Below are 17,537 nucleotides of genomic sequence, written 5' to 3'. Positions count from 1 at the left end.
CCCCTTATGGTGCGGACTTCTGACTCAGAACGTCCAGTTTGCCGTTTAAACGTTGACACTTGAGCGTCACTCCCTGCATCGTCCATCGCTAACGACGCCCGGCCGCCCCCGACGCCGGGAGGATCTGAGGAGGACCCTGACATGGCTCGTTCGGTACGCCGTTCATTCGGCGTTGTGGCGGCCGCCGCGATCCTGGTGGGCGCGGCCGGCTGCGGTGGCGGCTTCAGCGACGACGGCGGATCGGCCGGTGGCCCCACCGGCGAGGTGCGGATGCTGGTGAACATCACCCCCAACCTGACCAAGGGTTACTGGGAGGAGCTGGTCAAACCGTTCGAGGAGGCCAACCCCGGTGTCGACGTGAAGATCGAGGCGCCGACCGGCCAGGGCGTGAAGGACACGCTGCCGCAGTTGCTCGCGGCCGGCAACGCCCCGGACGTGGTCGAGACGCTGATGGTCGACAAGACGCTCGCCCCGCAGATGCTCGAGCTCACCGACCAGGCCTGGACCAAGGACACGCCGCTGGTCGAGCAGGCCGCGCTGGACAGCAAGGTCTACACGGTCGGCGTCGGCCAGCAGGCGCAATCGCTGGTGTTCTACAACAAGGACGCGTTCGCCAAGGCCGGTATCAGCGAGCCGCCGAAGAACCTCGACGAGCTGACCGCCGCGATGGGCAAGCTGAAGGCCGCGGGCTACCTGCCGCTGCAGACCGCCGGCGACTACGTGACCGGGTTGCAGCTGCTGCAACTCAGCGACCCGTCGATCGCGACCAAGCACCCGGACTGGTACCAGCAGGTCAACTCCAAGCAACTCACCGTCGGCCAGACCATGCTGCCGCTGCTCGAGCGCTACGAGTCCTGGATCAAGAACGGGTACGTCGACAAGAACGCGCTCGGCCTGGACGACGTCAACGCGCAGACCAGCTTCCTGACCGGCAAGTCCGCGATGTACATCATGGGCAGCTGGTTCGTCCGGACGGCGGAGAGCCAGAAGCCCACCTTCGACCTCGGCGTGTTCGCGGCGCCGACCGAGGCCGGCCAGCCGTACCCGGGTCCGCAGGGAGTCACGATGGCCGCGCCGTACATGGTGCTGAAGTCGACCAAGCAGCGTGACCTCGCGGTGAAGCTGGTCCAGTGGATGGTCACCGACGAGAAGGCCGTGCAGAGTCAGCTGAAGCAGGACGGGAACTTCCGCAAGGGCTTCGCCGACGAGCTGACGCCGCTCGGCAAGCAGGTGCAGGACATCCTCGACCAGGCGCCGAAGCACGTCGCGCAAGGTGAGGGGTACGGCGCCAACACCCTGCCGGGAGGTTTCAACGGGGAATGGAACAAGGCGGTCCAGAGTCTCTACACCGGCAAGTCCGCGGCCGACGTCGCCAAGCGCATCGACAGCTGGATGGGGTCGAAGTCGTGAGTACCCCCGCAGCAGCCGCCCGCCTGCGGGACCGGCTGACCACCGCGAGCATGGTCGGTCCCGCGCTGCTGCTCTTCGTCGTGATGCTCGTGGTCCCGGTCTGCCTGTCGATCTACCTGAGCCTGACCGACTGGAACGGCTACAGCGCCAACCCGGCGATCGTCGGGCTGCAGAACTACCTCGATCTCGCGCGCAGCGAGGAGGCGATCCGCGCCGGGTGGGTGACCCTGCTGATCGCCGCCGTCGGCACCGTCCTGCTCAGCGTGCTGGGTCTCGGGTTCGCGCTGCTGGTGAACGGTGCGTCCCGGTTGAACGCGTTCTTCCGGGTCGTGCTGTTCTACCCGCACGTCCTGAGCGCACTCGTGGTCGGCTTCCTGTGGAGCGCCGTCCTCGGTACGTCGGGCGTGGTGAACGGCTTCCTGACGTCCAAGGGCGCCGAGGTGCTGCCGTTCCTGTCGGACCCGAACTGGGCGCTGGCCAGTCTGATCGGCGTACTGGTCTGGGCCGGGTTCGGCGTCAACGTGGTGCTCTACCTCGCCGGTCTGCAGACGGTGTCACGTGATCTGCTCGAGGCGGCGCGGATCGACGGCGCCTCACCGCGGCAGACGTTCCTGAACGTCACGCTGCCCGCGCTCGCGCCGGTGGTGACGGTCAATCTGGTCCTGTCGCTGGTCACGCTGCTGAAGACGTACGACCTGGTCGTGTCGCTGACCGGCGGCGGTCCGGCCGGTTCGACGCAGACGGCGGCGTACCTGATCCTGTGGGACTCGTTCCACAACAACGCGCTCGGCTTCGGCTCGGCGCAGTCGGTCGTACTGATGCTTGTGACGGCGGGCCTCGCGCTCACCGTTGCCCGGCTGCGGTCGCGGGTGGATCAGGGAGCGAAGGCATGAGTGTGATTCGCCTCCCTCGGGTGAAGACCCAGGTGGTCCAGCCGAAGCCTGTGCGGATGAAGGGCGCCGGCCGGATCGCGTTCCTGGTCGTGACGAGTGTGCTGATGCTCGTGCCGATGTACCTGCTCGTGGTGAGCGCGTTCAAGTCGCAGCAGGACATCCTCACCCACCCGTTCTCGCTGTCGCCGGACCTGCTCACCACCGAGTACCTGCAGAAGGCCTGGACCAACCCGGACTTCAACATCCTCAAGGGGTACGCCGTCACCGCGCTGTTCGTGGTCTCGGTGAACGTGCTGTCCGTCGCGCTCGCCGGCCCGGTGTCGTACGTGATCGCCCGCCGGACCGAGCGCCGGTACCGCGTGCTCCTGCTGCTGTTCGTCGCCGGCACGTTCATCCCCAGCCAGGTGCTGGTGATCCCGGTCGTCTACACGCTGAAGTTCCTCGGGCTGATGGGGACCATCCCGGGCTTCGTGCTGTTCGAGACGACGCTGACCCTGCCGTTCTCGATCTTCCTGTACGCCGGGTACATCATGACCATCCCGGCCAGTCTGGACGAGGCGGCCGCGGTCGACGGCGCCGGCAGGCACCGGATCTTCTGGTCGATCGTCTTCCCGCTGATGAAGCCGGCCGTGGTGACGATGGTCATCCTGAACACCTTCTCGGTGTGGAACGACTTCGTGAACCCGCAGATCATCCTCGGTCCGGGCAGCGGTCTCTACACCGTCACCACCGGCGTCTACGCGGCGGTGAGCCAGTACTCGACCGACTACACGGTCGTCTTCCCGACGCTGCTGCTCGCGGTGGCGCCACTGCTGGTGGTCTTCGTGCTGCTGCAGCGGCATGTGATCAGCGGCCTCACCGCAGGAGCGACGAAGGGATGACGACGATGACCAGCAGCGCGCATGCCACTGCAGTCGCAGCCCCGCCCCGGGTCGTCGCCGAGACGCCGATCGGCAGCCCGCCCGCGTGGGCGATCATGCAACGCCGCCTGTTCGACGTGATGGACGAGGGCTGGTGGCTGTTCCGCGAACGCTACTGCCTGCCCGACGGCAGCCTCCGGTACGCCGGACCCGTCCCGAGCCGGGACGGCGCGGACGACTTCTACGAGGCGTTCGTCAACTGGCCGGTGCTCTACCAGCTCGGCGGTGCGGACGACCTGATCGACGTCGCCAAGTGGCACTGGGAAGGTGTCACCCGTCAGCTCACCGACCTCGGGTTCCTGGTCGACGAGTTCGAGCGTGGCTACGACTGGTTCCACATCGGCGAGTCGATGATCTTCTTCTACTCGCTGTGCGCGGCCGACCCGGGTGACGAGGAGTTCCGCGAGCGGGCGTACCGATTCGCCGAGCTGTATCTGCCCGGCTCGCCGGCCGGCAACTACGACGCGGCGACGCGCACGATCCGGGCGCCGCACAACGGCGGCGGTGGCCCGCGCTGGGGCATCAACGACGAGTGGCGCACGTACGGCGCCGATCTCACGAACATGCGCATCTTCGGGTTGCCGCTGTCCGGCGTACCGGGGATCCAGACCTGGGACGACCTCAAGGATCCGGCGAAGGCCGACCTGATGGGCGCGGAGATGATCCGCCGGCTGGGTGCCGGAGACGTCGCGGTGAACCTGGCCGCGACCACGCTGACCGCCAACGCCTGGCTCTACGACCACAACGACCGGTTCGCGGCCTGGACGCTGGAGTACCTCGACGCCTGGCAGGAACGCGCCGCGGCCAACGGCGGGCTGCTCCCGGACAACGTCGGTCCGAGCGGTGCGGTCGGCGAGCTGCACGACGGACGCTGGTACGGCGGCAACTACGGCTGGAACTGGCCGCACGGCGTGTACTCCGTCGGTTCCGCCGCCTGCATCGCGGCGGTCAACGGCGCAGTCCTGACTGGCGACTCGAGCCGGCTCGACCTCGCCCGGAAGCTGCTGGACCACCTGTACGAGCGAGGAATCACCGCCGCTGTCGACGACACCGAGCTGAGCATCCGGGATCGCTGGCAGGCCGAGCTCGGTGCGGACTGCGCGAACCCGACGCTGCTGATTCCGAACCGGTACGGCGACGACGGCTGGTTCGACTACCAGCCGCCGCAGCTGGGTCTGCCGATCTGGTTGTGGCAGGCCGCCTTCGAGTCCTCCGATCGCGAACGGCTGCAACAGCTCCGGGAGCGCAGCGGCTACGACTGGCGGACCGTGCGCGATTTCCGGAACAAGGAGGACGCCGGGCACGAGGCGCCCTGGCTGGCCTACCTCGCGGGGGACAACCCCGGCTATCCCGAGGCGATGCTCGGGGTCGCCCTCTCCCAGGTGCAACGCCGGATGGACCTGATGGCCGTCGACACCACCGACCCGGCCGAGATGAACATCCACCACTGGCAACGGCACAACCCGGTCGCGACCGAGGCCCTGCTGCAGCTGACCACAGGGACGCCTCAACTCCTCTACAACGGCGGTCTGCTGCCGTTGCGCGTGCTGTACCTCGACCCCGAACGCGGTCGCCCCGGTCTCCCGGCCGACGTCGCCGCGCTGGTCGACACGGTCGAGCCCGATCGCACCGGGCTGCAGCTGGTCAACCTGTCCGCGACCCAGACCCGCCGCGTGATCGTCCAGGCCGGCAGCTTCGGCACCGACCGGATCGACGAGGCCGTCGTCACCACCGCCACCGGTGCCTACCCAGGCCCGTCGCCCGCCTACACGTCGCCGCCGCCGGCGCCGGGCACCGCGACGATCGTTGTCGGCGGCAACAGACTTGAAGTCACGATGCCGCCGGGCCGGACCATCCGGCTCGACCTGCGGCTGACCCGTAACGCCTATCGCGCCGCGCACGTGGCGCTTGACTGAGGAGACATATGAGCAGCGGTATCGAACAAGCCCCGGTCGCCCCGGTCTGGGACCTGCCGGTGCGCGGCGAGAACCCGCCGGCACCGGATCCCGGCCTGGTGTCTCGGTTGTCCGAGATCGGGTCGGCCACCGCCTGCGCCCGGTTGCACGGACAGGGCATCCGCCGGACCTTCGTCGACGGTCCGGCCAGCATGTTTCCCGGCAGGAAGGTGGTCGGCCGTGCGCTGACGCTGCAGTTCATGCCGCAGCGCGAAGACATCGCCGACGGCCAGACGCAGGAGTACATCGAGCGCAGTACGGCGCTGTGGGCCGTACTCGACGAGGTACAGCCCGGTGACGTGCTCGTTGTCCAGGCATACGGCAGCCACACCACCGGCTGCTTCGGCGACATGCTGGTCCGCTACTTCAAGCTCCGTGGCGGCGCCGGCATCGTGGTGGACGGCCGGATCCGCGACGTCCCGCGGGTGTCGCAGCTCGACGTACCGATCTGGTCCACCGGCGCCACCCCGCACTACGCGTCCCAGTCCGAACTGTTCCCGTGGGCGTACAACGTCCCGGTCGCGGTCGGCGGCGTGCTGACGCTGCCCGGCGACCTGGTCGTCGCCGACGACGACGGCGCGGTCGTCGTACCGCGACGCCGTGCGGAGTCCGTCGTCCAGGCGGCCGCCGAGCACGACGAGTGGGAGAAGTTCAGCCGTCGACGGATCGACGAGGGCGCGCCGCTGCGCGACTACTACCCCCTGACCGAGAAGACCCGCCTCGAGTACGAGCGCTGGCGATCGCAGAACGGCAACGGCGCCGCCGGCGACTGACTGACCCCCGAGAGGACCCCGCCCACATGTCCAGACAGAGAACCAGGCGTACGGCGCTCAGCGTCGGCGCCGGGGTGGTAGCGGCTGCCCTGGTGGCAGTCGCCGCCGTCCAGCTGAACACCCAGCCCGCCGGCGCGGCCAAGTGCGAGAACTTCTATGTCGCACCCGACGGCGACGACAGCGCCAAGGGCACCGAGAAGAGCCCGTGGAAGACGATCACCCGGGCCCGCGACGAGATCCGGGACAAGCGGCTCAACGACCGGATGGGCTGCGACATCACCGTCAACCTGAAGGCCGGCGAGTACCCGGTCTCGTCGACGGTCCAGCTCGACCAGCGCGACTCCGGCCAGAACGGGCACCGGGTCGTCTACCGCAGCGTCGACGGCCCCGGCAAGGCGACGCTGTCCGGTGCGGAGGAGATCACCGGCTGGACGCCGTACCAGGACGGGATCTACAAGGCGAAGGTCGACCCGTCGAAGCCGTTCTACACGCTGTTCGAGGACGGGCAGTACACAAATGGGGGGAGGGCCACCAACGCCCGCTACCCGAACCGCGGCACCGAGGACACCTGGTCGCCGTACCTGACGTCCATCCTCTACGAAGAGGACAAGATGGACGTGCGCAACTGGATGTGGGGCACTCCCGGTGACTGGGACCCCACCTGGGACCTGAGCCAGGCGTCGGTGACGATCTGGTCGGGCGGTTCGTGGTCGTGGTTCACCGACACGATCCCGCTGCTGGACACGAACTTCAAGAAGACCCAGACCACGCTGAAGCACTGGACCCGCTACGCGATGGTCAACAGCCGCGGCGGTTCACGGTACTTCTTCCACAACTCGCTCAGCTTCCTCGACCAGCCGGGGGAGTACTACCTCGACTACAAGGCCGGTGAGGTCTATTACAAGCCGCGCGGCGGCACGATGGACGGCAAGCGGATCCTGCGGCCGACCGTGAAGACCGTGCTGGATCTCGCCGGTGCCTCGCCCGAGCAGCGGCTGCACGATGTGACCTTCGACGGGCTCGGGGTGCAGTACTCCGACTACGTCAGCTGGTACCGCAACGGGTGGGTGTCCAGCGGCGACGCCGGTGTCGAGCACAAGTACCCGGAGTACGACCGGCAGATCGAGATGCCGCGGAACCGGTTCGGTGCGATCAAGCTGACCAACACCAGCGGTATCGACCTGACCAGGCTGCGGTTGTCCGACACCGGCTTCACCGGGATCTACCTGCTGTTCGCCAACGACCACACCCGGATCACCGACAGCCTGCTGGAGAACATCGGTGCCGACGGCATCAAGGTGGAGGGCGGCTGGCCGGGTGAAGGTGACCTGAGCAACCACCACACCATCTCCAACGTCTTCGTCGACCACATCGGCGAACTGGTCCCTGGGGACTCGGCCGGGATCGAGCTGATGGACACCGGCAACAACACGATCTCCAACATCGTCGTGAAGCACAGTGCGCGCTACGGCATCAGCTTGGAGTCGCGGCCGGAGGTCAAGGACGGCGATCAGTACACGTCGGGCAACAGCTTCAAGTACATCCGGCTGGACCAGACCGGCCTGGACAGCGGTGACATGGGCGCGTTCTACACCTATGGCATCGACAACCAGGAGCCGCATCCGGTGCAGAACACCGTCGAGCAGGTCGTCATCGGTGACGTGATCCCCGACCCGTCGATGCCGGACGCCGGTGGTACCCGCGGTGTGCACATGGACGCCGGCGGCTGTGGATTCTCGTTCGCCAACATCGAGGTCGGGAAGGTCTCCGACGACAAATACCAGTCGTACCAGTGCAACCAGGTGACCAACGCCAACTGGGTGGCCGGATTCGACGCTTCAAAGATGGAGTACGACAAGATCGGCGTACTGCCGACCTTCCCCTACGACGTGGCGGGGCGGTGATCGCGATGTGGCCGCAGCGAAGTTTGGCAGTGGGGCTCGCTCTGGGCGTCGGTCTGGTGATCGGAGCCGGCTCCGCGCTCGGAGTCACCCCTGAGAAGGAAGCCGAGGGGTGCCAGTCCTTCTGGGTCGCCCCGGACGGCAACGACAAGGCACCCGGGACCAAGTCGAAGCCGTGGCGCACCGTGGAGCAGGCCCGGGACACGATCCGTGCCCGGGGGCTGAACCGGCAGTTGTCCTGTGATCTGGTGGTGAACCTGAAGGCAGGCACCTACCAGGTCGCCAAGACGATCGGCTTCGACGATCGCGACTCCGGGTCGAACGGCCACAAGGTCGTCTACCGGAGCGCGGACGGTCCGGGCAAGGCCGTGCTCGAGGCCGCGCAGGAGGTCACCGGCTGGACGCCGTACAAGGACGGCATCTTCAAGGCCAAGGTGGACATCGACCAGCCCTTCTACACGCTGTACGTCGACGGCGAACGCGCCACCACGGCCCGGTACCCGAACCGGCGGTCGGACGAGGAGTGGGCGCCGTACCTGGAATCGGTCCTGATCGAGCCGGAGAAGGAGGCCGTCCGCGACCAGGTCGGCTACACCGACGGCGACTGGAACGAGACCTGGAACCTGAACAGCTACACCGACTGGCCGGCCCAGCTGATGATCTGGTCCGGCGGCTCGTGGAGCTGGTTCACCGACACGGTGCCGATCAAGAACGCGGACTGGAAGGACAACAAGGTCATCCTGGACTACTGGACCCGGTACGCGATGATCAACTCCCGGGCCGGTTCGCGGTACTTCGTCCAGAACTCGCTGGACCTGCTCGACGCCGAGGACGAGTACTACCTCGACTGGGCGACGAAGGAGCTGTACGACAAGCCGCGCGGCGGCACGATGGACGGCAAGCGGGTACTGCGCCCGACGCAGACCGAGGTGCTGTCGCTGGCCGGGGCCTCGCCGACACGACGGCTCCAGGACATCGCCTTCGAGGGGCTCGGGATCACGTCCACCGACTTCATGCAGTGGTACCGCTCCGGCTGGATCAGTGCGGGTGACTCCGGCCAGAAGCACAAGTACCCGGAGTTCGACCGCCAGATCGAGATGACCCGCAACCGGTTTGGCACGGTGACACTGACCAACACCCGCAACGTGGACCTCACCGGGCTGCACCTGCGCGACACCGGCTACCACGGTGTCTACCTGCTGTCCGCCAACGACCACGTGAAGATCGCCGACAGCCTGCTGGAGAACATCGGTGCCGACGGCATCAAGGTCGAGGGCGGCTACCCGGGCGAGGGCAATGTCGCTCACCACAACACGTTCACCAACCTCTACATCGACCACATCGGCGAGTTGGTGCCGGGCGACGCGGCCGGGATCGAGCTGTTGAGCACCGGCGACAACGTGGTCTCGCACGTGGTCGTGAAGCACAGCGCGCGCTACGGCATCAGCCTGGAGTCCCGGCCGGAGGTGAAGGACGGCGAGCAGTACGCGTCAGGCAACAGCTTCTCCTACATCCGGCTGGAGGAGACCGGTCTGGACAGCGGTGACATGGGCGCCTTCTACACGTACGGCGTCGACAACCAGGAACCGCACCCGGTGCAGAACACGGTGAAGCAGATGGTGATCACCGACGTGATCCCGGACGCCTCGATGCCGGACAGCGGCACCCGGGGCGTGCACATGGACGCGGGCGGCTGTGGCTTCAGCTTCGCCGACATCGAGGTCGGCCAGGTGACCGACGACAAGTACCAGTCGTACCAGTGCAACGAGGTGACGAATGCCAACTGGGCGGCGGGTTTCGACGCCTCGAAGATGGAGTACGACAAGATCGGCGTACTGCCCAGCTTCCCGTACGACGTGGCGGGGCGGTGACCCCGGATGCGTGTATTGGGTGGAGTGGTTATCGGTTTAGCTCTTGGAGTGGTTGGAGCAGGTACAGCCCTAGGTGTTAAGCCTGCCGAACAGTCTGCTGGATGTTCGTCCTTCTGGGTATCGCCGGACGGCAAGGACAATGCACCGGGAACCAAGTCCAAGCCGTGGCGGACGGTCGAGCATGCCCGCGACACCATCCGCGCCCGCGGTCTGAACCGTCAGCTGTCCTGCGACCTCGTCGTGAATCTCAAGGCCGGTACGTACCAGGTCGACAAGACGATCACCTTCGACGACCGCGACTCCGGGTCGAACGGCCACCAGCTCGTCTACCGGAGCGCGGACGGCCCGGGGAAGGCGGTGTTCGAAGGCGCCACCGAGGTCACCGGCTGGACGCCGTACAAGGACGGCATCTTCAAGGCGCCGGTGGACGTGGAGCAGCCCTTCTACACCCTGTACGCCGAGGGGAAGCGGGCGACCACGGCCCGGTACCCGAACCGGCGGTCGGATGAGGAATGGGCGCCGTACCTGCGCTCGATCCTGTTCGATCCGACCAAGGAGGCGGTCCGGGACCAGATCGGGTTCAACGCCGGTGACTGGGATCCGGCCTGGGATCTGCGACTCGGTACGTCGTGGCCGGCGCAGGTCACGGTCTGGTCGGGTGGATCCTGGTCGTGGTTCACCGACACGGTGCCGCTGCTGGACATCAACCACACCAAGCGGCGGACGACGCTGGTCTACCCGGCGCGCTACGGGTTCATCAACTCCGGCGGCGGCTCGCGGTACTTCGTGCAGAACTCGCTCAGCCTGCTCGACCAGGCGGGGGAGTACTACCTCGACTACCCGGCGAAGCAGCTGTACTACAAGCCGGCCGGCGGCACGATGGACGGCGTCAAGGTCCAGCGCCCCGAGGTGACGCAGGTGTTCTCGATCGCCGGCGCATCGGTGAACCGGCGGGTGGAGAACCTGACCCTCGACGGGTTCGCGATCCAGCACACCGACTTCATGGAGTGGTACCGCTACGGCTGGAACGGGACCGGCGACTCCGGCTACAAGCGCCCGTACCCGAAGTACGACACGCAGATCGAGCTGCCGCGCAACCGGTGGGGCGCGATCACGCTGACCAACACCCGTGGGGTCACGTTGACCCGGCTGCATCTGCAACAGACCGGGTTCACCGCGATCGAGCTGCTGTTCGCCAACGAGAAGACGACGGTCTCCGACAGTCTGCTCGAGCATCTCGGCAACGACGGCATCAAGGTCGAAGGCGGGTGGCCGGGCGAGGGCGATCTTGCCCACGGCAACACCTTCACCAACAACTACATCCACCACATCGGCGAGCTGGTCCCAGGTGACTCGGCCGGTGTCGAGATCATGAACAGCGGCCGCAACGAGATCAGCCACACCGTCGTCGAGCACGGCGCCCGTTACGGCATCAGCATCGAGTCGCGACCGGAGGTCCCGAACCAGGACAACTACACCGGCGGCAACACCGTCCACCACGTGCGGCTGTCGCACCTGGCCAAGGACAGCGGGGACACCGGTCCGTTCTACGCGTACGGCGTCCGCAACCAGCCGCCGTACACCCCGGACGCGGCCGTGTCGCAGTTGATCATCGACGACGCGAACGCCGATCCGTCGATGCCGGACAGCAAGCCGTACGGCGTGCACATGGACTTCGGCGGCTGTGGGTTCGCGTTCTCCGACGTGAAGGTGACCAACACCGAGAGCGATCCGTACCACGGGCCGTCCGCGGGACCGTGTGACACCTTCGCCAACGTCAGCTGGGAGCCCGGGTTCGACGACTCCCGGATGCAGTACGACCAGATCGGCGTACTGCCGTCCTTCCCCTACGAGAAGCCCTGAGGTATATGGACACGCAACGTTTTGCGGGCAAGGTCGCGCTGATCACCGGAGGTGCCTCCGGGATCGGCGCGGCCACGGCCCACCGGATCGCCGCCGAGGGCGGCACGGTGGTGGTCTGCGATCGCGACGGTACGGCGGCCATCGAGCTGGGCAAGTCGCTGGGTGGCCGAGGCTATGAGCTGGATGTCACTGACCTCGACGGCACGGTCGAGGTCGTCGCATCGCTGGACGCGGTGCATGTCCTGGTCAGCGCCGCGGGGGTCGACGTCTGCGACACCGTGCCGAACACGACGCCATCGGAGTGGCAGACGATCCTCGACGTCGACCTGACCGGCGTCTACAACTCCTGCCGGGCGGTGCTGCCGCGCTTCATCGAGCAGGGCGGCGGATCGATCGTGACGATCTCGTCGGCGGTCGGCACGGTCGGGGAGCGCAACCGGTCGGCGTACTGCGCGGCGAAGGCCGGCGTGGAGAACCTGACCCGCGCGATGGCGCTGGACCACGGCCGGGCCGGGGTCCGGGCGAACTGCGTCGCACCCGGGCTGATCGACACGCCGCTGATCCGCAACGGCAAGGTCGGCGGCGAGGACGATCCGGGCGCGATGCAGGCGATGGTCGACCGGCACCACGCACTCGGCCGGATCGGGCAGCCAGGTGAGGTCGCCGCCGCGATCGCCTTCCTGGCCAGCGACGACGCCTCGTTCATCACCGGCGCCGTACTGCCCGTCGACGCCGGCTGGACGGCCCAATGAGCATCCTGACCGGCTACCGCGTGCTCGATCTCTCGGTGGCGATGGCCGGACCGCTGGCCGCGATGCGGCTCGGTGACCTCGGCGCGGATGTCGTCAAGGTCGAGCCGGTCGGCGGCGAGTGGCAGCGGCAGACGGCCGCCGGCGGTGCCGTCGGCAACGAAGTGAACGCGTCGTTCCTGTCCCTCAATCGGAACAAGCGCAGTCTCGCGGTCGACCTGAAGTCCGACGAAGGCCGCGAGTTGCTCTACGAGTTGGTGCGTACGGCGGACGTGTTCCTGCAGAACTACCGACCAGGCGTCGCTGCCAGGCTGGGTGTGGACTACGAGACCTTGCGCGCGCTGAAGCCCGACCTGGTCTACGTCTCGGTGTCGGGATACGGCGAAACCGGTCCGTATGCATCCTGGCCGGGGCAGGACCTGCTCGTACAGGCGATGAGTGGCGCGCTGTTCAGTGCGGGTCGACCAGGTGAGCCGCCGGTGGCAGCGCCGTACTTCCTGGCTGATGCAGTGACCGCCTACAGCTCGTTCGAGGGCGTTCTCGCCGCTCTTCTCCATCGCGAACGCACCGGCGAAGGGCAGCTGGTTCAGGTCAACATGCTGGATGCGGTGATCGCCCTGCAGATGCAGGAACTGTCCGTGCACGCGGTCGGTCGCGTCGCCCAGACACGGTCCGAGGAGGTGCACGCGCACAGCTACATCCGGGCGCCGTACGGCATCTTCAGCACCGCCGATGGCTATCTGTCCCTTGCTTTCGCCGAGCTTCCGGTTCTGGCCGAGGTGCTCGACGTACCCGCGCTGGCCGAGCTCGATGCGGAGCGGGACGGGTTCGTCCGCCGGGACGAGATCTCCGCGGCCGTCTCGGCGGCGCTGACCCGGGAGTCGACCGACCACTGGCTGCACAAGCTGCGGGAGCGCGGCGTCTGGTGTGGTCCGGTGTACTCGTACGCCGACATCCAGTCGGACCCGCAGGTGCTGCACAACGAGTCGTTCGTGACGTACGAGCACCCGACCGAGGGCACGGTGACGACGCCAGGGTTCCCGTACCGGTTCAGCCGGACGCCGGCCGAGGTACGACGCGCCGCACCGCTGACCGGTGAGCACACGGACGAGTTGCTGGCTGAGCTTGGCGTGCCGGCTGAACGTCGCGAGGCGCTCGTCCGCCGAGGGGTGGTTCGCGCACGGGACGGCGTGATCGCTCCATGACCGTCCAGCTGAGAGGGCTCACCTGGGACCACCCTCGTGGGTACCGGCCGCTGGAGGCGTTCGAGGCGGCCGGCGGCGCACCCGGCGTGCGGGTGGTGTGGGATCGCCAGCCGTTGTCCGGATTCGAGTCCACACCACTGTCCGAGCTCGCCTCGCGGTACGACCTGCTCGTCGTGGACCATCCGGGGCTCGGCGCCGCGATCGAGGCCGGGGCGATCCTGCCGGTCGAGGACGTGTTCGCGGCACGAGATCTCAAGGTGTGGCGGGATCGCGCGGTCGAGCCGACGTGGGACAGCTATCGGCTGGACGGTTACGGCTGGGCGCTGCCACTGGACGCCGCCACACAGACCTGTCTCTTCCGCCCCGACCGGCTTCGTCAGCCCCCTGCTTCGTGGACAGAGGTCTTGGACCTGTCCGGCGTCGTGCTGTGTGTCGCCGGGCCGCATGCCGGGCTGATGCTGCTCGGCCTGGCCGGTGATCGGTCGGGGACTGCACTGCTCGACCGGTCGCGCGCGGTGGAAGCTCTCGAGCTGCTGCGTGAGGTGTGGCAGCGGAGTGACCAGAATGCGGCCTCGCTCGATCCCATCGGGATCCACGAATTGCTTGCTGACAGCAATGAGCTGGTGTGCTGCCCGCTGGTCTACAGTTACGCGTACTACGGCGGCGTGAGTGAGGGCCGTCAGCCGTTGACGTGGTCGGCGGCACCGCGGTTGCGGCCCGACGATCGGCTGGGTAACGGCACGCTTGGCGGGACAGGACTGGCGGTCACGCCGCGGGCATGTACGCGAGTGCTGGCGGTGACGAAGTACGTGCGCGGACTGCTGGACGTCGGGACTCAGCTGGACGTCGTGTCGACGGTCGGCGGGCAGTCGGCGACAGCGGCCGTGTGGGCGTCCGATGTGGTGGACAAGGCGTGGAACGGGCATTACTCGGCCACGTTCGGCACGCTCACGACGTCGTACGTCCGGCCCCGGTTCGACGGCTGGATCGCCTTCCAGGACGAGCTGTCATCGCGGGTCCGCGCGTTGCTCGGCAACACCGCCGACCTTGCGACCGCGGTCGATCGGATCGAGGACGACTACCGGAGGGCAAACCATGGATGAGGGCCGGATCCGCTTCGAGCAGGACGGCCGGGTCGGGGTGCTGACCCTCGACCGGCCGGCGAAGTTGAACGCGGCCACCCGCGCGATGAGCACCGAGTTGCTCGAGCTGATCCCGCGGATCGACGACGACCCGTCCGTGCGCGCGGTGGTGGTGACCGGCGCGGGCGATCGGGCCTTCTCGGTCGGCAGCGATGTCGGCGAGCTCGATGCCTACGACAGCCCATGGCACTTCCGGAACCGCCGCGACTACTGCGACGCGCTGCGTGGACTGCGTACGCCGGTGATCGCGGCGATCAACGGGTATGCGTACGGCGGCGGGCTGGAACTGGCGTTGTCGTGCGACATCCGGCTGGCGGCGTCGACCGCGAGCTTCGCCGCGGCGGAGATCAAGCTCGGGTGGATCGGCGGCGGTGGGGTGACCGCGTTGCTGGCCGCGAGCGCGGCGGCGAGTGACGTGGCGATGATGCTGCTGACCGGTGATCCGATCGATGCCGCGGAGGCGCTGCGGATCGGACTGGTCAGCCGGGTGCTGCCGGGTGACGAATTGTTGCCTGCGGCCACCGAGCTGGCGCATCGGATCGCCGAGCGGCCACCGATCGCGGCCCAGGCGGCGAAGGCGAACCTGCGGGCCGCCCTGTCGATGGGCCTCGAGTCCGCGATCCAGTACGAGCGGGAGCTCCAGGCCGTGGCTCTCGGGACCCGTGACGCAGCCGAAGGCCGGGCCGCCTTCGCCGAGCGTCGTACCGGCGACTTCGAAGGACGGTGAGCCTGTGCCGACTGAGATCGCACCGGGAATCCATCGGTTGGCGACGGACTACCCGCACGTGTGTGGTCTGCCCCTGTGGCTGCACGTGATCGACGCCGGCTCCGAGCTGGTACTGCTCGACTCCGGTATCGCGTCCACGCCTGAGGCGGCGACCGCGCCGGAGTTGGCCACGCTCGGGTTGGGGTTGGCGGATCTGACGCTGGTGGTGAACAGCCACGCGCATCCCGACCACATGGGTGGGAACGCCGTACTGAAGGCGTTGAGCGGTGCGCGCGTGGCGGCTCCCGCGGCTGAGGTGAGGTGGCTGGAGGACAACGAGACGCTGCTGACCGAGTTGTGGGGTTCGGATCCGGCCGCGCTCGACCTGTCCGAGGCCGAGCGGGCCGAGTTGCTGGAGATGCTCGACGACCGCGTCCGGGTCGACGTACTACTCCGCGACGGCGACCTGCTGCCCGCCGAACGACCACTGCGTGTCACCACCACCAGTGGCCACTCCCCGGGCCACATCGCCGTACTGGATGAGTCCTCCCGGACGCTCTTCACCTTCGACGACGTCCAAGGGCGGGGTCAGCCCTACCTGGACGGCTCGGTGTGGTTGGCCCCGCTCTACACCGACGTCGAGCACTACGTCACGGGCCTGAATCGCCTGCTGGAGCTGGACTTCGACGCCTTGGTCCCGTCCCACGGAGATGCCCTCGACGCGGACGCCGGCCGGAAGAGAATCCTCGACAGCCTGGAGTGGGTCGACGACGTCCACTCGTTCACGGCCGGCCTGCTCCGGGCGAAGGGTTCACTCACGGTGCGTGATCTGGCGGGCGCGATCGGTACCGAGCTCGGCGACTTCGGCGGAGTGTGCCTGCAGACCGTCCGGATGGCCCGGGCGCACCTCGAACTCCTGGCCCGCGAGCGCCATGCCGAACCCCGCTGGCACCTGAGGTAACTCAAAAAGACCCACCGTTCGACCTAGCGTGACGCGCCGAGACGCGATATCAACGTTGTAATGGTAAGCGCTCTCCAAACCGGGAGAGCGGCGTCCGGCAACGACGCAGGGAGTGTCGCGTGGCACGAATCGACGGAATCCTCCGCCCGGAGACCGAGCAATCCGCGCCGATCGAACGAGACGGTTCGTCAGGGTCCGGACCACCGGGCACCTCCAACCTGAGATCCGCCCGACCACCCGGCCAGGGGCTGTCCTGGTGGGCGCGGGCCCGGCGGGACAAGGTCCTGCTGCTGATGGCGCTGCCCGGTCTGGGGCTGCTGCTCGCGTTCCACTACCTGCCGCTGCTCGGCAACCTGATCGCGTTCCAGGAGTACCTGCCGTTCGTTCCGATGGGGCGCAGCGCCTGGGTCGGGCTGGACAACTTCGCGGTGATCTTCAACGGTGACGCGGAGTTCCTCAACGCGCTGAAGAACACGCTGCTGATCACGCTGGTCCAGGTGGTCTTCGTCTTCCCGGCACCGATCGCGCTGGCCCTGCTGCTGAACAGCCTGTTGTCGGAGCGGATCAAGCGCATCGTCCAGTCGGTGCTGTACCTGCCGCACTTCCTGTCCTGGGTCATCGTGATCGCGATCTTCCAGCAGGTGCTGGGCGGCAGCGGCATGATCAACAACGCGCTGCGGTCCCAGGGCATGGCGGCGATCGACTTCCTCGGCAATCCCGACACCTTCATCGCGCTGCTCACCAGCCAGGTGATCTGGAAGGACACCGGGTGGGGCACGATCCTGTTCCTGGCCGCGCTGACCCAGATCGACAACGGGCTGTACGAGGCCGCCCGGGTCGACGGAGCCTCGCGATTGCGGCAGCTGTGGCACATCACCGTGCCGGGGATCCGCGGGTTGATCATCCTGCTCCTGATCCTGCGGCTCGGCGACTCGCTCACCGTCGGCTTCGAGCAGATCATCCTGCAGCAGAGTTTGGTCGGTAGACCGGCGAGCGAGGTCCTGGACACCTACGTCTACAACAACGGCGTGCTCGCAGGTCAGTGGGGCGTCTCGGCCGCGGTGGGTCTGGTCAAGGGTCTTGTTGCCGTCGCCCTGGTGATCGGCGCCAACAAGATCGCACACGTCTTCGGCGAGGCGGGGGTGTACCGGAAATCATGACAGTGCACATTGCCGCGCCTCCGGCGCG

At 67.5% G+C, this 17,537-nt stretch carries 14 protein-coding genes; all 14 read left to right on the top strand.

The genetic code is table 11. The features are described 5' to 3' along the window. Positions 1 to 141 precede the first annotated feature (141 nt). The 14 genes from ACGFIF_RS24300 to ACGFIF_RS24235 all read left to right on the top strand — a co-directional run bounded on the left by ACGFIF_RS24300 (position 142) and on the right by ACGFIF_RS24235 (position 17,509). On the top strand, positions 142 to 1,410 hold the full coding sequence (locus ACGFIF_RS24300; RefSeq protein ID WP_393157481.1) for an ABC transporter substrate-binding protein: 1,269 nt from the start codon (positions 142 to 144) through the stop codon (positions 1,408 to 1,410). Continuing rightward, on the top strand, positions 1,407 to 2,303 hold the full coding sequence (locus tag ACGFIF_RS24295) for a carbohydrate ABC transporter permease (RefSeq protein ID WP_393157479.1): 897 nt from the start codon (positions 1,407 to 1,409) through the stop codon (positions 2,301 to 2,303). Before ACGFIF_RS24300 ends, ACGFIF_RS24295 begins: the two co-directional genes overlap by 4 nt. After that, positions 2,300 to 3,184 (top strand): carbohydrate ABC transporter permease, encoded by an 885-nt coding sequence (locus ACGFIF_RS24290; RefSeq protein ID WP_393157477.1) that lies wholly within the window; start codon positions 2,300 to 2,302, stop codon positions 3,182 to 3,184. Before ACGFIF_RS24295 ends, ACGFIF_RS24290 begins: the two co-directional genes overlap by 4 nt. Beyond that, on the top strand, positions 3,181 to 5,139 hold the full coding sequence (locus ACGFIF_RS24285) for a hypothetical protein (protein WP_393157475.1): 1,959 nt from the start codon (positions 3,181 to 3,183) through the stop codon (positions 5,137 to 5,139). Before ACGFIF_RS24290 ends, ACGFIF_RS24285 begins: the two co-directional genes overlap by 4 nt. Positions 5,140 to 5,147: 8 nt before the next feature. Then, on the top strand, positions 5,148 to 5,951 hold the full coding sequence (locus ACGFIF_RS24280) for a hypothetical protein (RefSeq protein WP_393157474.1): 804 nt from the start codon (positions 5,148 to 5,150) through the stop codon (positions 5,949 to 5,951). A 26-nt stretch (positions 5,952 to 5,977) separates the two neighbouring features. Beyond that, entirely contained in the window at positions 5,978 to 7,855 is a 1,878-nt protein-coding gene (locus tag ACGFIF_RS24275; protein ID WP_393157472.1) for a right-handed parallel beta-helix repeat-containing protein, read from the top strand. Positions 7,856 to 7,884: 29 nt separating this feature from the next. Beyond that, positions 7,885 to 9,723 (top strand): right-handed parallel beta-helix repeat-containing protein, encoded by a 1,839-nt coding sequence (locus ACGFIF_RS24270; RefSeq protein ID WP_393157470.1) that lies wholly within the window; start codon positions 7,885 to 7,887, stop codon positions 9,721 to 9,723. Positions 9,724 to 9,771: 48 nt separating this feature from the next. After that, positions 9,772 to 11,586, top strand: coding sequence for a right-handed parallel beta-helix repeat-containing protein (locus ACGFIF_RS24265; protein ID WP_393157468.1), 1,815 nt, complete (start codon positions 9,772 to 9,774; stop codon positions 11,584 to 11,586). A gap of 5 nt (positions 11,587 to 11,591) precedes the next feature. Then, a complete protein-coding gene (locus ACGFIF_RS24260; RefSeq protein WP_393157466.1) occupies positions 11,592 to 12,338 on the top strand; it encodes an SDR family NAD(P)-dependent oxidoreductase in 747 nt (248 codons plus the stop codon). Next, on the top strand, positions 12,335 to 13,540 hold the full coding sequence (locus ACGFIF_RS24255) for a CaiB/BaiF CoA transferase family protein (protein WP_393157465.1): 1,206 nt from the start codon (positions 12,335 to 12,337) through the stop codon (positions 13,538 to 13,540). Before ACGFIF_RS24260 ends, ACGFIF_RS24255 begins: the two co-directional genes overlap by 4 nt. Continuing rightward, complete coding sequence (locus tag ACGFIF_RS24250) at positions 13,537 to 14,643, top strand: hypothetical protein (protein ID WP_393157463.1); 1,107 nt, start codon at positions 13,537 to 13,539, stop codon at positions 14,641 to 14,643. The genes ACGFIF_RS24255 and ACGFIF_RS24250 overlap by 4 nt, the downstream gene beginning before the upstream one ends. Then, positions 14,636 to 15,409, top strand: a complete 774-nt coding sequence (locus tag ACGFIF_RS24245) for an enoyl-CoA hydratase/isomerase family protein (protein ID WP_393157461.1) — start codon at positions 14,636 to 14,638, stop codon at positions 15,407 to 15,409. Before ACGFIF_RS24250 ends, ACGFIF_RS24245 begins: the two co-directional genes overlap by 8 nt. A 4-nt stretch (positions 15,410 to 15,413) precedes the next feature. Beyond that, the gene (locus ACGFIF_RS24240) at positions 15,414 to 16,349 is read left to right on the top strand and encodes an MBL fold metallo-hydrolase (RefSeq protein WP_393157459.1); all 936 of its coding nucleotides are present in this window, start codon (positions 15,414 to 15,416) and stop codon (positions 16,347 to 16,349) included. Positions 16,350 to 16,468: 119 nt separating this feature from the next. Beyond that, positions 16,469 to 17,509, top strand: a complete 1,041-nt coding sequence (locus tag ACGFIF_RS24235; RefSeq protein ID WP_393157457.1) for an ABC transporter permease — start codon at positions 16,469 to 16,471, stop codon at positions 17,507 to 17,509. The last annotated feature ends 28 nt before the right edge of the window (positions 17,510 to 17,537 follow it).

Source organism: Kribbella sp. NPDC049174, assembly GCF_043197365.1.
Lineage (GTDB): Bacteria > Actinomycetota > Actinomycetes > Propionibacteriales > Kribbellaceae > Kribbella.
Note: the sequence above shows the minus strand (reverse complement) of the source record. Positions and strands in the feature narration are given on the sequence as shown.

Coding starts and splice junctions, on each gene's coding strand:
- ACGFIF_RS24300 (WP_393157481.1), top strand. CDS start 142: ATGGCTCGTTCGGTACGCCGTTCATTCGGCGTTGTGGCGGCCGCCGCG.
- ACGFIF_RS24290 (WP_393157477.1), top strand. CDS start 2,300: ATGAGTGTGATTCGCCTCCCTCGGGTGAAGACCCAGGTGGTCCAGCCG.
- ACGFIF_RS24285 (WP_393157475.1), top strand. CDS start 3,181: ATGACGACGATGACCAGCAGCGCGCATGCCACTGCAGTCGCAGCCCCG.
- ACGFIF_RS24280 (WP_393157474.1), top strand. CDS start 5,148: ATGAGCAGCGGTATCGAACAAGCCCCGGTCGCCCCGGTCTGGGACCTG.
- ACGFIF_RS24275 (WP_393157472.1), top strand. CDS start 5,978: ATGTCCAGACAGAGAACCAGGCGTACGGCGCTCAGCGTCGGCGCCGGG.
- ACGFIF_RS24260 (WP_393157466.1), top strand. CDS start 11,592: ATGGACACGCAACGTTTTGCGGGCAAGGTCGCGCTGATCACCGGAGGT.
- ACGFIF_RS24255 (WP_393157465.1), top strand. CDS start 12,335: ATGAGCATCCTGACCGGCTACCGCGTGCTCGATCTCTCGGTGGCGATG.
- ACGFIF_RS24250 (WP_393157463.1), top strand. CDS start 13,537: ATGACCGTCCAGCTGAGAGGGCTCACCTGGGACCACCCTCGTGGGTAC.
- ACGFIF_RS24245 (WP_393157461.1), top strand. CDS start 14,636: ATGGATGAGGGCCGGATCCGCTTCGAGCAGGACGGCCGGGTCGGGGTG.